This window comes from Parahaliea mediterranea (assembly GCF_003402235.1).
GTDB classification, from domain to species: Bacteria; Pseudomonadota; Gammaproteobacteria; order Pseudomonadales; family Halieaceae; genus Parahaliea; species Parahaliea mediterranea.
Genome location: NZ_QEWO01000004.1, coordinates 239,376 through 253,231, shown reverse-complemented (window position 1 = coordinate 253,231; position 13,856 = coordinate 239,376). Strand labels below are relative to the sequence as shown.

Below are 13,856 nucleotides of genomic sequence, written 5' to 3'. Positions count from 1 at the left end.
AGCCGCCTGACTGGGGTGTGGCGGGCTCAGCCTGCCTCGGCCTGGGCCAGCATTTCCCGCGCGTGAGCCAGGGTCTGCTCGGTCATCTTCACACCGCCCAGCATGCGCGCCACTTCCTCGGTGCGCTGCTCGCCATCCAGGCGCGACATCTGCGTGTGCGCCGACTGTTTGCTGCTGACCTTGGTCACCTGCAGGTGCTGGTGTCCCTGCGACGCCACCTGGGGCAGGTGAGTGACGCACAGCACCTGGGTGTTTGCCGCCAGCCTGCGCAGCAGGCGGCCCACCACCTCGGCCACCGCGCCGCCAATACCCACGTCCACCTCGTCGAACACCATGCAGGGCAGGGCGCTTGAGCTGGCGGTAACCACCTGCACCGCCAGGCTGATGCGCGACAACTCCCCGCCGGAGGCGATCTTGGCCAGGGGCTGGGCCGGGCTGCCGGGGTTGGTGCTGATCAGCAGTTCCACCTCTTCCCGGCCCTGAGGGTGGGGCGCGCTGCCGTCCCGGCGGGCCAGGGCAATCTCGAAGCGGCAGTGCTCCATGGCCAGGGTGGCCAGCACCTTGCCGGCCTCTTTTTCCAGCTTGCGGGCGGCGCTGGCGCGCTGTTTGGACAGCTTGGCCGCTTCGCTCTCGTAGCGCGCCAGCAATTCCGCCAGGCTGTGTTCCAACTCCTCAATGCGGGCGCCACCGCCGGCCAGGGTGCTGGCCTCCTCTGCCAGCTGGGTGTGCAGCTCGGCCAGGTTCTCCGGCTGCACCCGATGCTTGCGGGCAATGTCGTAGATGGCCTCCAGCCGGCGCTCCACGTCCTGCAGGCGCTCGGGGTTCACTTCCACCCCGTCGATGTGGTGCTGGATTTCCGTGCGGGCCTCCTGCAACTGGATGGCGGCGGAGTCCAGCAGTTCGAGGGCGTTGTGGGCGGCGCGGCTGGTGTGGGCATCGTCTTCCATCAGGTGCAGGGCGCGGCGGCTGCCGCTGTCCAGTTCTTCGCACAGCTCCAGGGCCTGGTGGGCGCTGCGCAGGATGTCCTCGGCATTGGCCAGTTGCTTCAGCTCCGCCTCCAGTTCCGCCAGCTCACCCTCCTGCAGGGCCAGGGCGTCCAGCTCTTCCACCTGGTAGGCCAGCAGCTGGGCGCGGGCGGTCTGCTCGTCGCGGGCGCCGGTCAGCAGCTCAAGCTCGCGCTGCTGGCGCAGCCAGTCAGAGGCGGTTTTCTCTACGCTGCGGGCCAGGTCGCGCTGGCCGGCGAAGGCATCCAGCAACTGCCGCTGCACGCCCTTGCGCAGCAGCGACTGGTGGGCGTGCTGGCTGTGGATGTCGATCAGCAGGCCGCCCAGTTCGGCGCAGTCCTGCACGGTGCTGGCGCTGCCGTTGATGTAGGCGCGGCTGCGCCCCTCGGCGGTCACCACCCGGCGCAGCAGGCACTCGTCGCCCTGCAGCAGGTCGCGGCGGCCCAGCCAGTCGCGGGCGGCCGGGTTGTCGCTGAGGTCAAAGCAGGCTGTGATGTCGGCCCGGTCCTGGCCGTGGCGCACCGCCTTGGGGTCGGCCCGGTCGCCCAGGCACAGGCCGAGGGCGTCCAGCATGATGGACTTGCCCGCGCCGGTCTCGCCAGTGATAACCGTCATGCCGCCGCTGAATTCCATCTCCAGCGTCTCGACGATGGTGTAATTCTGGATGCTGATATGGGTGAGCATGTGCCTGTAGTGCCCTGGCCAAAGATGCTGCCTGTTATAACGCGTTGCCGGCCCGGCGGGAACCGCCCGCCGCCCGCATGTGTCGATTTTTCGAACGGGTGGGCAGTGGCGCGGGGCCCATTTGGTGAAAGCCCGGCCCTGTGATACAAAACGCCAGAAACCGACAGTGAGATGGTATGGCAGCCCCCGAACTTTCCGAACGCGCGCGCACCCTGTTGCGAGCCCTGGTGCAGCGGCACATCCGCGACGGCCAGCCGGTGGGCTCGCGCACCCTGCTGGAAGAAGCCGGCCTGCCAGTTAGCGCCGCCACGGTGCGCAATGTCATGTCCGATTTGGAAGAGCGCGGCTTTCTGCACTCGCCCCACACCTCTGCCGGCCGGGTACCCACCGCCGCTGGCTACCGGCTGTTTGTCGACCAGCTGCTGCAGGTGCAGCCGCTGGAGAGTGAGGCCATTCGCATCCTGCGCGAAGAGCTGAACCCGGATCGCCCCGCCGGTGAACTGGTGCAGTCGGCGTCCAACCTGGTGTCGTCTATCACCGCCCACGCGGGGCTGATCACCGTGCCCCGGCCCGAGGCCAACCAGCTGCGGCAGGTGGAGTTTTTGCCCCTGTCCGGTAACCGGGTGCTGGTGATTCTGGTGGTGAACGAGCGCGAGGTGCAAAACCGCATCATCCACACCCAGCGCCCCTTCAGCGAAAAGGAGCTGCGGGAGGCGGCCCAGCTGGTCAACCGGCGCTTTGCCGGCCAGGCCCTGTCGCTGGTGCAGGAGGGCATTCTGCGGGAGATGGAAGAGGCCCGCTCGCGCATCGATACTTACCTGCAGGCGGCCCTGGATCTGGCCAGCCAGGCGCTGGACCAGGAAGAGGGCGATGACGATGACTACCTGGTGGCCGGCGAGTCGCGGTTGCTGGGCAACGCCACGGCACAGGAGCTCACCCGCCTGCGGGAGCTGTTCGACGCCTTCGAGCAGAAGAAGGACCTGCTGCACCTGCTGGAGCGCTGCTCCCGGGCCGAGGGGGTGCAGATCTTCATCGGCGAAGAGGCGGGTTACGAAGTGTTTGGCGACTACAGCGTGATTACCGCTCCCTATGGCGACGGCGCCCGCACCCTGGGCGTGCTGGGGGTCATTGGCCCCACCCGCATGGCCTACGAGCGGGTCATACCCATTGTGGATGTGACCGCCCGCCTGCTGTCGTCGGCCCTGGCCCACTGAGTCCACCCGCCGGCCCTTGAATTCCCCCGAGCCGGCCCCACATTCACTGCGAGATCCCCGTGCGCGGGTGGCCGCATATGCCGCCTGTGGCAGCTATTTGTAACGAAAATGCCAGTATTGGAGTGAGATCGTGGCCGAGAAAGACCCGAAACAGCCTGATATCGAACCGGCGGCAGAGGCCCCGGAAAGTTCCCCTGAGTCTGTGGAAGACGCGGCCGCTGCCGCCGAGCCGGAGCAAGCCCCGGAGGCTGAGGTGGCCGAAGCTGCCGCCGAGGATGACCCGCTCGCCCAACTGCAGGACGAGGTGGCCCAGCTCAAGGATGTGGCCCTGCGCGCCCAGGCCGAGGCCCAGAACGCCAAGCGCCGCGCCGAGCTGGACGTGGAAAAGGCCCGCAAATTTGCCTTGGAAGGTTTCGCCCGGGAACTGCTGCCGGTGGTGGACAACCTGGAGCGCGCGCTGGAATCCGCCGCGGGCGACGAAGCCCAGGTGAAGGCCATCGCCGAGGGCGTGGAGCTGACCCTGAAGAGCCTGCAAGACGCCTTGAAGCGCTTCAACATTGTCGCCGTAGACCCCCAGGGCGAGCCCTTCGACCCGCAGCTGCACCAGGCCATGAGCATGGTGGAGAACCCCGACGTGGAGCCCAACACGGTGATTGCCGTGATGCAAAAGGGCTACACCCTGAACGAGCGGCTGGTGCGCCCGGCCATGGTGATGGTGAGCAAGGCGGCCAGCTAGCAGCCAGCGCCCCTTGAAAAGCACCAACTAGCGCCAATATAGAGAACATCGCATTGAACATGGCCGGCAGAGCTGGCCATTGAAGGAGGAACAACCATGGGCAAGATTATCGGTATCGACCTCGGCACCACCAACTCGTGTGTGTCCGTGCTGGATGGCACATCGGCCAAGGTCATTGAAAACTCAGAGGGCGATCGCACCACGCCTTCCATCGTCGCCTACACCGAAGACGGCGAGATTCTGGTGGGCCAGAGCGCCAAGCGCCAGGCCGTGACCAACCCGCAGAACACCCTGTTTGCGGTGAAGCGCCTGATCGGCCGCAAGTTCAAGGACGATGTGGTTCAGAAAGACATCAAGATGGTCCCCTACAAGATCATCGAGGCCGACAACGGCGACGCCTGGGTACAGGTGAAGGACAACAAGATGGCACCGCCCCAGGTGTCCGCTGAAGTCCTGCGCAAGATGAAGAAAACCGCCGAGGAATACCTGGGCGAGAAGGTCGACGCCGCGGTAATCACCGTGCCGGCCTACTTCAACGACTCCCAGCGCCAGGCCACCAAGGACGCCGGCAAAATCGCCGGCCTGGAAGTGAAGCGCATCATCAACGAGCCCACCGCGGCGGCGCTGGCCTATGGCATGGACAAGGCCAAGGGCGATCGCACCGTGGCGGTTTACGACCTGGGCGGCGGCACCTTCGACATCTCCATCATCGAGATTGCCGAAGTGGACGGCGAGCACCAGTTCGAGGTGCTGTCCACCAATGGCGATACCTTCCTGGGTGGTGAAGACTTCGACATGCGCCTGATCGAGTACCTGGCGGCAGAGTTCAAGAAAGAGAGCGGCATCGACCTGCACAACGATCCGCTGGCCCTGCAGCGCCTGAAAGAAGCCGCCGAGAAGGCCAAGATCGAGCTGTCCAGTTCGCAGCAGACCGAGGTCAACCTGCCTTATATCACCGCCGATGCCACCGGCCCGAAACACCTGGTGGTCAAGCTGAGCCGTTCCAAGCTGGAGTCGTTGGTGGAAGAGCTGGTCAAGCGCTCCATGGAGCCGGTGAAAGTGGCCCTGAAAGACGCCGACCTGAGCCCCAGCGAGATTCAGGAAGTGATCCTGGTCGGTGGCCAGACCCGCATGCCGATGGTGCAGAAGGTGGTGGCCGACTTCTTTGGCAAGGAGCCGCGCAAGGACGTGAACCCCGACGAGGCCGTGGCCATGGGCGCCGCCATCCAGGGCGCCGTGCTGTCCGGCGACGTGAAGGACGTGCTGCTGCTGGACGTGACCCCGCTGACCCTGGGTATCGAAACCATGGGTGGCGTGGCGACCCCGCTGATCGAGAAGAACACCACGATTCCGACCAAGAAATCGCAGACCTTCTCCACCGCGGAAGACAACCAGACCGCCGTGACCATTCATGTGGTGCAGGGTGAGCGCAAGCAGGCGTCCCAGAACAAATCCCTGGGTCGCTTCGACCTGGCGGACATCCCGCCGGCGCCCCGCGGCATGCCCCAGATCGAGGTGACCTTCGACCTGGACGCCAACGGCATCCTGAACGTGTCCGCCAAGGACAAGGCCACCAACAAGGAGCAGTCCATCCGCATCACCGCGTCCGGCGGTTTGAGCGAGGAGGACATCGAGAAGATGGTGGCCGACGCCGAGGCCAACGCCGAGGCGGACAAGAAGTTCGAGGAGCTCATCACCGCGCGCAATACCTGTGAAGGCCTGGTGCATGCGGCGAAGAAGACCCTGGAAGAAGGTGGCGAACACGCGACCGACGACGAGAAGTCTGCTATTGAAGCGGCGATTGCCGAGGCCGAGGAAGCCCTGAAGGGCGACGACAAGGACGCCATCGACGCGGCAGCCACCAAGCTGACCGAGGCGACCGGCCCCGTGGCCCAGAAGATGTACCAGGCCCAGGCCGCCGCCGGTGAAGGCGCCGCCGATAACGCCGGCGACAGTGCCAAGAACGATGGCGACGACGTGGTCGATGCCGAGTTCGAGGAAGTGAACGACGACAAGAAGTAAGTCGGGCAGTTCAGGCCCGCAGCGCCCGGCCCGGGAGTATCCGGCAGGCGCGGCGGGCCTTGAAGACACTGCCGGCCATCCCCGCCCGTGTGGGGGTGGCCGGCAGCTGGCAACGCACGCGGGACACTGGGCCCGCGTAGTCATTTGTAGGACGGATCAACCAGGGCCACGGCCACCATGTCAAAACGCGATTATTACGAAGTGCTCGGTGTCGACCGCAGCACCGATGAAAAAGAGATCAAGAAGGCCTACCGCCGGGTGGCGATGAAATACCACCCGGACCGTAACCCGGATGATCCCGACGCCGACGCCAAGTTCAAGGAGGCCACCGAGGCCTACGACGTGCTGATGAACGCCGAAAAGCGCGCGGCCTATGACCAGTTCGGCCACGCCGGCGTGGACCCGAGCATGGGTGGCGGCGCCGGTGGTTTTGGCGGCGGCAGCTTCAGCGATATTTTCGGCGACGTGTTCGGCGACATCTTCGGGGGCGGCGGCCGCGGTCGCGGCGGCCCGCAGCGCGGCTCCGACCTGCGCTACACCCTGGATATCTCCCTGGAAGATGCGGTGCGCGGCACCACGGTGGAAATCCGTGTGCCCACGCTGGCGGCCTGTGACGAATGCGACGGCTCCGGTGCCCGCAAGGGCTCGTCCCCGGTCACCTGTAATACCTGCGGCGGCATGGGCCAGGTGCGCATGCAGCAGGGCCTGTTTGCCGTGCAGCAAACCTGCCCCGCCTGTCGCGGCCGCGGCAAGACCATCTCCGACCCCTGTCGCGGCTGTCACGGCCAGGGCCGGGTGGAAAAAACCAAAACCCTGTCGGTCAAAGTGCCCCCCGGCGTGGATACCGGCGACCGTATCCGCCTCACTGGCGAAGGCGAAGCCGGCCCTGATGGCGGGCCGCCCGGCGACCTGTTTGTGCAGATGTCGGTGCGCGCGCACCCCATCTTCGAGCGCGACGGCAAAAACCTCTACTGCGAAGTGCCCATCACCTTTGTGGATGCGGCCCTGGGTGGCGAGTTGGAAGTGCCGACCCTGGATGGCCGGGTGAAGCTGAAGATCCCCGCCGAAACCCAGACCGGCAAACTGTTCCGCCTGCGTGGCAAGGGCGTGAAGCCAGTGCGCGGCGGCAGCGTGGGCGACCTGCTGTGCCGGGCCGTGGTGGAAACCCCGGTCAACCTGAACAAAAAGCAGAAAGACCTGCTGAAGGAATTCCAGGACAGCCTCGGCCAGGCCGGCGGCGCCCAGTCCCCGCGCCAGAGCAGCTGGTTCGAGGGTGTGAAAAACTTTTTTGAAGACATGAAATCATGAGCGTACGCATTGGCATCACCGGCGTTGCCGGACGCATGGGGCGCACCCTGGTGGAGGCCGTAGCCGCCGCCGAGGGCGTGACACTGGCCGCCGCGCTGGAGCGCCCCGACAGCAGCCTGATTGGCGCCGACGCGGGTGAGCTGGCAGGCCTTGGCAAGAATGGTGTTGCCATCCGTGGCGAGCTGGCCGAGGTGATCAGTGACATCGATGTGCTGATCGACTTCACCATTCCCGATGCCACCCTCGCCAACGCCGCCCTGTGCGCCGAGCACGGCGTGGGCATGGTGATCGGCACCACCGGCTTCACCGCCAAACAGCAGCAGCAGATCGACGCCGCCGCCGGCAAAACCGCCGTGTGCAAGGCCTCCAACTTCAGCACCGGCGTGAATCTGTGCTTCAAACTGCTGGATATGGCCGCCCGGGTGCTGGGTGACGAGGTGGACATCGAAATCATCGAAGCCCATCACCGTCACAAGATCGACGCGCCTTCGGGCACGGCCCTCAGCATGGGCGGGGTGGTGGCCAACGCCCTCGGCCGCGACCTGGCGGAAGTGGCAGTCTACGGCCGCGAGGGCCAGACCGGCGCCCGCGACCGGGACACCATCGGCTTTGCCACCGTGCGCGCCGGCGACGTGGTGGGGGATCACACGGTGCTGTTCGCTGCCGAGGGCGAACGCATTGAAATCACCCACAAGGCCTCCAGCCGCATGTCTTTCGGCCGCGGCGCCGTGCGCGCCGCCCACTGGCTGGCCGCGCGCCAGCCGGGCCTGTACGACATGCAGGACGTGCTCGGCCTGAAGCCGGATGCCCAGTAACCGGACGCCGAGCAACCGGACGCCGACTAGACGGGGCTTGGCCCCGCACGCCATACACAGAGGAACCCGCGCATGAATGCCGCCGCCGACATTATCGTCGATATCGACGAAACCAACGCCGCCCAGCTGCTGATTGAGGAATCCCACCAGCGTCCGGTGGTGGTGGATTTCTGGGCCGACTGGTGCGAGCCCTGCAAGGTGCTGATGCCGGTGCTGGAGAAAATCGCCCGGGAGTACAACGGGGCCTTCCTGCTGGCCAAGGTCAACGCCGACCAGCAGCAGATGATCACCCAGCAGTTTGGCGTGCGCAGCCTGCCCACCGTGATGGTGATGCAGGACGGCCAGCCGGTGGACGGCTTTGCCGGTGCCCAGTCCGAGGCCCAGGTGCGGGAGCTGCTGGCCAAATACCTGCCCAAGGCCTGGGACGGCCTGCTGCAAATGGCCCAGGAGGCCATGGCCAAGGGCGATTTTGCCGCGGCCCTTAGCCCCCTGCGCCAGGCCTGGGAGGATTCCGGCCAGGCGCATGACATCACCCTGGCCTACGCCCACTGCCTGATCGAGGCGATGCGCCTGGACGAGGCCGAACAGGTGCTCGATACCGTGCGCATGGCGGATCAGGACCCAAGCTGGGAGCAGCTCAAGGCCCAGGTCACCCTGAAGCGCGAGGCGGCCAAATCCCCGGAGATCGAGGCGCTGGAACAGCAGCTGGAACAGGACCCGGACAATCGCGACCTGCGCGCCCAGCTGGCGGTGGCCTACTCCGGCAGCGGCTACGCCAAAGAGGCCCTGGAGAACCTGTTCCTGATCCTGAAGGCGGACATCAACCACGCCGACGGCGCAACCAAAAAGTCCTTCCTGGACGCCATTGCCAGCCTCGGCAAGGGCGACCCCCTGGCCGCTGAGTACCAGCGCAAGCTCTACAGCCTGCTCTACTGATATCCGCCGCCCGCCCGCTCGGGCGGGCTAGCCCCTTGCCATGGCCGGGTCGCTGATCAGGTCCCGGCCGTTTTCCATGCGCCCGGCAACCCGGCGCTGGTAGCTGTCGCTGCTCAGGGTGAAGTCGTACCAGTTACCGCTGTCCTTGAGTGACCAGGCCTGCTCTGTGGTCTCCCCCGGTGCAATGTTCAGTGGCCAGGGCCCGTCCTCGCGATAGGCATTGGCGCTGATCTCAAGCCGGGCGCTGCCTGTGCCGGCGTTGTGGATACTGGCCTTGAGGGTGTCGGTGGCCGGCGCGTAGCTCAGCCGCAGCTGCAGCGCGACGCTTTCATGGCTGACACTGGCGCTGCGGCCGCTGAAACGCCGAAAAAAGCCGTTGGTACTGTGAACTTCCAGGTCGTAGAGGCCGTCGTCGCCGCTCCAGGCTGCCGTCAGTGACTTGCCCGCTTCGACGGTGTAGCGGCGGGGAATGCGGTCCAGGTGGCGATGATCGTAGACATGGAAGACCGCGCCCACCGCACCGTCGTTCACAAACTGCAGGGTGACGTTGCCGGCTTCGTCGACGCGGTCGTGAACCTGCAGGGCATAGCCGGTTGGCCGTGAGGGGCGGGTGCCGGGCTCCTGCGCAAAAGCGGGCAGCGGGTCGGGCGCGGCGGCGGCGGGCATGGTCAGCTGGGTTTTTTCCAGCGTCAGGCGCTCGCGTGTATTGGGCAGCGGCGGCAGTGAAGGGTCATTGGGCGAGACAAAGTCGAAGGCGCTGGTCAGGTCGCCCGCCACGGCCCGGTTCCAGGGTGAAATGGCCGGCACAGTGATGCCAAAGCGCTGCTCCAGAAAACGCCCCACCGATGAGTGGTCAAACACCTGGGAGCTTACCCAGCCGCCCCGGCTCCAGGGAGACACCACATACATCGGCACCCGCGGCCCCATGCCATAGGGGCGCACCAGGCCGTGCTCGCTGTCGCGCGGGTCCAGATACTGGTTCAGTGGCGGCATATCGATATTCATCAGCTTGAGCATGCGTTCGCGCAACAGGTCGCGGTAGGGCTCAAAACCTGGCGCTTCAAAGTAGTGGCCGCGCACATCGAGGGTGGCGTCGCCGGCCAGCGAGCCGTCCGGGTTGTAGGAGGGCACCGCCGGCGGTGGCAGGTGGTCAAAATAGCCGTCGTTTTCGTCAAAGGTGATGAACAGGGCGGTTTTGCTCCACACCTTCGGGTTGGCCACCAGCGCTGCCAGCACCTGCGCCGTGAAGTCCGCGCCGCTGAGTGGACTGGAACCTTCAGCGTGTTCGCAGTCGGCCTGCGAGGGCAGTATCCAGGACACCTGGGGCAGGGTTTCGTCCTTCACCTGCTGCGCCAGGTCGGCCAGGGTCCAGTGGCTCATGCCCTGCTCGTAGAGGGGCGATCCTTTCTGAGCCTGGCGGAAGCTGTTGAAGGCCAGGCAGCCGTGCATGGCGCCGGTCCAGTTGTTGTTGGGGTCCTGGTAGATGCGCCAGCTGACGCCGGCGTCCTGCAGCAGTTCGGGCAGAGTGGGCCAGTCAAAGCCTTCACCAAGATACGCATAGCCCGGGTCTGGCCACTGCCCCGTTACCCAGCAGCGCAGGTTGTTCGGTTCGGAATTCTCCGGTGTGTGATTGAGCCCCTGGGCGCAGCGCTTCGGGTCGTAGTTGGCGCCAGAGAAGAAAAAAATACGATTGGGGTCGGTGCCGGAGGCTACGCTGCAGTGGTAGTTGTCGCACAGGGTAAAGGCGTCCGCCAGGGCAAACTGAAAGGGGATCTCCGCGCGGGTGTAGTAACCCATGGAGTGCCCGGTGGTCTGGCGGGTGCGCATATCCAGCTTGTACTTGGGCCAGTAGCCAAACTTACCCTGGTTCCAGGCGGCCTGGGTGTCGGCGATTTCGTGCGAGGTCGTATTGGCCTTCAGCGCATTCATGGTGTCCTGGTCCAGGTGGAAGGGCGTGATGTCACGCTGCCCGTCGCTTTCAAACCACACCGGCTTGCCGCTTTCCAGCGGAATGGGAAAGCGATCGCCAAAGCCGCGCACCCCTTTGAGGGTGCCGAAGTAGTGGTCGAAGGAGCGGTTCTCCTGCATCAGGATCACAATGTGCTCCACATCGCGGATGGTGCCGGTCACGTGGTTGGCCTCCACCGCCAGGGCCTGCTGGATCAGCGGCGGCAGCGATGCCAGCGACGATGCGGCGGTAAGGGTAGTGGCGGAGCGCAAAAAATCGCGGCGGGAAGTCGGCATGTTGGAACCTGATTATCCGAAGTGGCAGACGATTCGCCTATTCTGTACCGTAAGGCGCCGCTGCCCTAATGCGATTAGCTGTTACAGGTATGGTTAATTGCGATACCCAGCGGCTTTCATTGCGCGAGTGCGTTGCTGAACCGCTCGATTCCTGTATGGGGCGATACCGGCGCGGCGCAGGTAACCGGCTGGCCGTATCCGCGCGCTGCCATCGCCGGGTGGGCTGCTAGTGGGGCTGGTGTCGCAAACTGGTCTATAGTCAGGCTATGGCGCGCTCACGCGTTCACAAACGTTCACAAGCATAATAAGGGGAAGCACATGAACAACGCCCGGTTTCAATGGATTGGCGTACCCTGGTTACTGGCGTTGCTGCTGGTGGGCTGCGGGGACGGGACTGCCGGTGGCAGCGGTAGTGGCAGTAGTGGCGGCGATGGTAGCAGCGTGAGTTCCGGCGATGGACACGGCGCGCGATTCGCCAGTGCGGACCCCTGCACGCTGTTGAGCGACGCACTACTGGGTGAGCATTTCGAAATGAGCGCAGACGCCCCCGTTAACCGTCGACCCAGCCAGTATTCGCCGCACCCCCTGTGTATTGTGCAGATCCCCAAGCCCAACGCCGAGGAACTGGCGCAAGCGCAGGCGGCTGCCATGAATGACTACCTGCTTCGCAAAACCCGCGGCGAAGACGTCGCACTGCCATCCATCAAGGCTTATTCCGAGGTGTCCCTGACCCTGCTGGAGCCCGCCGAGAGCCCCGCCCAGGCCCTGGCCAATTTTGACGGTGCCATGCGCAAGCTGACCGAGGGTGTGACCGGCGGTACCGAAACCCGGCAGGTGACCATCCAGGCCGATGTTGTGCCGGTGGATGGCGTGGGCGACAAGGCCGCCTGGGCCGAGAGTATGCGCCAGCTCAGTGTGGTGGACGGGGTGCAAGTGCTGCACCTGACAGTCAACGCCGGCGAGAGCCGCGCCGATGATCGCCAGCGTGCCGTGGCCCTGGCCCAGGGCCTGCTCAACAAATAGCCAGTATCGCCCGCGCGGTGTTGGCGGGCGATGCTAAAGCTAAAGGAGTGCCCATGCGCACAGCAAGCGTGATGTTCGCCGTGATATTGCTGAGTATGACTCGCCCAGTCTGGGCGGGCCTGCCCGAGCAGATTGCAACGATACCAGAGGCCTGTGAGCAGCTGACCCAGTCGCTGGCGGTGGGCGTCCTTGGTGCGCCGGTCAAACCCCTGTCCAGCAACGAGCATATCCCCACGTTTTACAGCCAATGTGAGTATCGCCGCACCAGCGGGCAGCGTGGGCACTTGCAGTTCGTCTTTAAATTTCTGGCGCTGGAGCGTTTCGATGTAGAGCGCCTGCCGCCATCGCAGCTGGATTTCAGTGTGAGCTTCGCCGTTGGGGGGCTCAGCCACAGTGATAAAAAGCCGTTTCCCGGCAAGATGACCTATGTTTTCCACGACCGCCACGACACCATTGTTTTCATGATTACCGAAGTGGCCGGGCCGCGTGACGGCGCCGGGCAGGACACGGTACTGGTGGCCAGTTTCCGGCTGACCGACAGCGAGCGCTCGCCCGCCCAGCGCCTGGAGCAACTCAAGCCCTTCCCTTGGCAGCTATTGAAAACGCTGCTTGGTTCCTCCGCCCCTTAGTGGGTGCCTAGCAGGCCGTTGAAAGACTGCTGAGATTAAGCACTTCGCAATTCACCGTGATTGCAACCGGTGTTCCTCGGAGCAGTGCCGCATCGCGTCCGCAGTCTGAATTCGGTTCACAACCGGACAGATCGACGCCGCACGCATAGGCCGTCCCGGGCGACCATTGCGCTACCAACGTGTGCATCGGCACCAGATTGTAAGCTGCCATCGCCAGAGTGAAACGCTCCAGGCCCTGAACATTAATTGGCGAAGTCCACCGATGGTCTTCGCCCAGCCAAAGCATTGCTCGATACATTTTCGCTTTCGCATCGAGATGTCGTACCCGGGGTGCCGTGTCGTTCTGTCGTCGGTCGCGGAGCCGCCGGTGCGTTTCGTGTTCTGCACTACATGCGGCGTCACACGAATGGATCGACAGTCTGTGACAAAACCTCGGGTGTCATAGCCTTTGTCGGCACCCAGTGTCACCCGTTTGCCCTCGCCAATGTCGCCCAGCATCGAAGCAGTAGCTTCACGTTCTGCTTTACCTGTTGCATGGGTTGTACGCACGTTCACGATCAGGGAATGCCGATTGTCGCTGAGCGCATGGCCAAGGTACGCCAGTTCAGCCGCAGTGCCTCGCGTTTTCTTGTAGATTCGACTGTCCGGATCCGTAGTCGCGCATGCGTCTTGTTGCTGCGCTTCTCACCGTGCCAGCCATCCGGCGGTCGATCACTGTCAGATCCATCCCTTCGGCGGATGCTCTTGTGGCCCGCCCAAGCCTTCAGCGGTGTACCATCAATGCTGAAGTGTTCGCTGGAGAGAAGATCTTCCTGCTCAGCCATCTCAACGACCTGATTGAAGAACGCTTTCACAACATCGTGCTCAAGCATACGGTCTCGGTTCTTGCTGAATACGCTGTGGTTCCAGACCTTGTCATCGATAGAAAGCCCGACGAACCAGCGGAACAGCAGGTTGTAGGAAATCTGCTCAACGAGTTGTCGCTCACTGCGGATGCTGTAGAAGACCTGCAGAAGCATGGCGCGAAGCAGCTTCTCGGGAGCGATGCTCGGACGTCCGCCCAGGTGACCCTTGTCGTACATCCGGCTGAACAGCAAATCCATACGCTCAAGCGCGTCGTTGATCCAAAGGCGAAGCGGAAGCAGCGGGTGGCTGGCAGGAACGAAGTCTTCAAGTCGGACGACAGAGAAACGGCTTTTAGTGTAGTTGTCGCCGCCGCGCATGGTTCGCGTCTCCGCCGG

General features: G+C 64.5%; 10 protein-coding genes and 1 pseudogene. 8 read left to right on the top strand and 3 right to left on the bottom strand.

Going from position 1 to position 13,856, the window contains the following annotated elements; all coding sequences use genetic code 11:
- Nucleotides 1-26: 26 nt before the first annotated feature.
- Nucleotides 27-1,688 carry a DNA repair protein RecN gene (gene recN / locus DDZ17_RS13445; protein ID WP_116367476.1) on the bottom strand — a complete coding sequence of 554 codons (1,662 nt, stop codon included), beginning with the start codon at nucleotides 1,686-1,688 and terminating at the stop codon, nucleotides 27-29.
- A 176-nt stretch (nucleotides 1,689-1,864) separates the two neighbouring features.
- On the opposite strand from recN, the gene hrcA reads away from it, so the two are divergent.
- The 6 genes from hrcA (at nucleotide 1,865) to trxA (ending at nucleotide 8,719) form a co-directional block, all read left to right on the top strand.
- Entirely contained in the window at nucleotides 1,865-2,902 is a 1,038-nt protein-coding gene (hrcA, locus tag DDZ17_RS13440) for a heat-inducible transcriptional repressor HrcA (RefSeq protein ID WP_116367475.1), read from the top strand.
- 130 nt (nucleotides 2,903-3,032) lie between these two features.
- Nucleotides 3,033-3,638, top strand: a complete 606-nt coding sequence (grpE, locus tag DDZ17_RS13435) for a nucleotide exchange factor GrpE (protein ID WP_116367474.1) — start codon at nucleotides 3,033-3,035, stop codon at nucleotides 3,636-3,638.
- Nucleotides 3,639-3,734: 96 nt separating this feature from the next.
- Nucleotides 3,735-5,660 carry a molecular chaperone DnaK gene (gene dnaK / locus DDZ17_RS13430; protein ID WP_116367473.1) on the top strand — a complete coding sequence of 642 codons (1,926 nt, stop codon included), beginning with the start codon at nucleotides 3,735-3,737 and terminating at the stop codon, nucleotides 5,658-5,660.
- Nucleotides 5,661-5,837: 177 nt separating this feature from the next.
- Nucleotides 5,838-6,968: a molecular chaperone DnaJ gene (gene dnaJ, locus DDZ17_RS13425; protein ID WP_116367472.1), complete on the top strand. Its 1,131-nt coding sequence runs from the start codon at nucleotides 5,838-5,840 to the stop codon at nucleotides 6,966-6,968.
- Nucleotides 6,965-7,783, top strand: a complete 819-nt coding sequence (dapB, locus tag DDZ17_RS13420) for a 4-hydroxy-tetrahydrodipicolinate reductase (protein ID WP_116367471.1) — start codon at nucleotides 6,965-6,967, stop codon at nucleotides 7,781-7,783. Before dnaJ ends, dapB begins: the two co-directional genes overlap by 4 nt.
- A 72-nt stretch (nucleotides 7,784-7,855) precedes the next feature.
- The gene (gene trxA, locus DDZ17_RS13415; protein ID WP_116367470.1) at nucleotides 7,856-8,719 is read left to right on the top strand and encodes a thioredoxin; all 864 of its coding nucleotides are present in this window, start codon (nucleotides 7,856-7,858) and stop codon (nucleotides 8,717-8,719) included.
- A 27-nt stretch (nucleotides 8,720-8,746) separates the two neighbouring features.
- Here trxA and DDZ17_RS13410 read toward each other — a convergent pair whose 3' ends face one another.
- The gene (locus DDZ17_RS13410; RefSeq protein WP_116367469.1) at nucleotides 8,747-10,963 is read right to left on the bottom strand and encodes a phosphocholine-specific phospholipase C; all 2,217 of its coding nucleotides are present in this window, start codon (nucleotides 10,961-10,963) and stop codon (nucleotides 8,747-8,749) included.
- Nucleotides 10,964-11,281: 318 nt separating this feature from the next.
- Here DDZ17_RS13410 and DDZ17_RS13405 point away from each other — a divergent pair, with 318 nt between their 5' ends.
- Both DDZ17_RS13405 and DDZ17_RS13400 read left to right on the top strand, forming a co-directional pair.
- Nucleotides 11,282-11,986 (top strand): hypothetical protein, encoded by a 705-nt coding sequence (locus DDZ17_RS13405; protein ID WP_116367468.1) that lies wholly within the window; start codon nucleotides 11,282-11,284, stop codon nucleotides 11,984-11,986.
- 53 nt (nucleotides 11,987-12,039) lie between these two features.
- Nucleotides 12,040-12,615, top strand: a complete 576-nt coding sequence (locus DDZ17_RS13400) for a hypothetical protein (RefSeq protein WP_116367467.1) — start codon at nucleotides 12,040-12,042, stop codon at nucleotides 12,613-12,615.
- A gap of 169 nt (nucleotides 12,616-12,784) precedes the next feature.
- Here DDZ17_RS13400 and DDZ17_RS13395 read toward each other — a convergent pair.
- Nucleotides 12,785-13,838: pseudogene (locus DDZ17_RS13395) on the bottom strand (IS5 family transposase); the annotation flags it as partial.
- Between the last annotated feature and the right edge of the window lie 18 nt (nucleotides 13,839-13,856).

Excerpts from the sequence above, each read along its gene's own strand:
- dapB (WP_116367471.1), top strand. The coding sequence starts at position 6,965 with ATGAGCGTACGCATTGGCATCACCGGCGTTGCCGGACGCATGGGGCGC.
- DDZ17_RS13405 (WP_116367468.1), top strand. The coding sequence starts at position 11,282 with ATGAACAACGCCCGGTTTCAATGGATTGGCGTACCCTGGTTACTGGCG.
- dnaK (WP_116367473.1), top strand. The coding sequence starts at position 3,735 with ATGGGCAAGATTATCGGTATCGACCTCGGCACCACCAACTCGTGTGTG.
- recN (WP_116367476.1), bottom strand. The coding sequence starts at position 1,688 with ATGCTCACCCATATCAGCATCCAGAATTACACCATCGTCGAGACGCTG.
- trxA (WP_116367470.1), top strand. The coding sequence starts at position 7,856 with ATGAATGCCGCCGCCGACATTATCGTCGATATCGACGAAACCAACGCC.
- DDZ17_RS13410 (WP_116367469.1), bottom strand. The coding sequence starts at position 10,963 with ATGCCGACTTCCCGCCGCGATTTTTTGCGCTCCGCCACTACCCTTACC.
- hrcA (WP_116367475.1), top strand. The coding sequence starts at position 1,865 with ATGGCAGCCCCCGAACTTTCCGAACGCGCGCGCACCCTGTTGCGAGCC.
- dnaJ (WP_116367472.1), top strand. The coding sequence starts at position 5,838 with ATGTCAAAACGCGATTATTACGAAGTGCTCGGTGTCGACCGCAGCACC.
- DDZ17_RS13400 (WP_116367467.1), top strand. The coding sequence starts at position 12,040 with ATGCGCACAGCAAGCGTGATGTTCGCCGTGATATTGCTGAGTATGACT.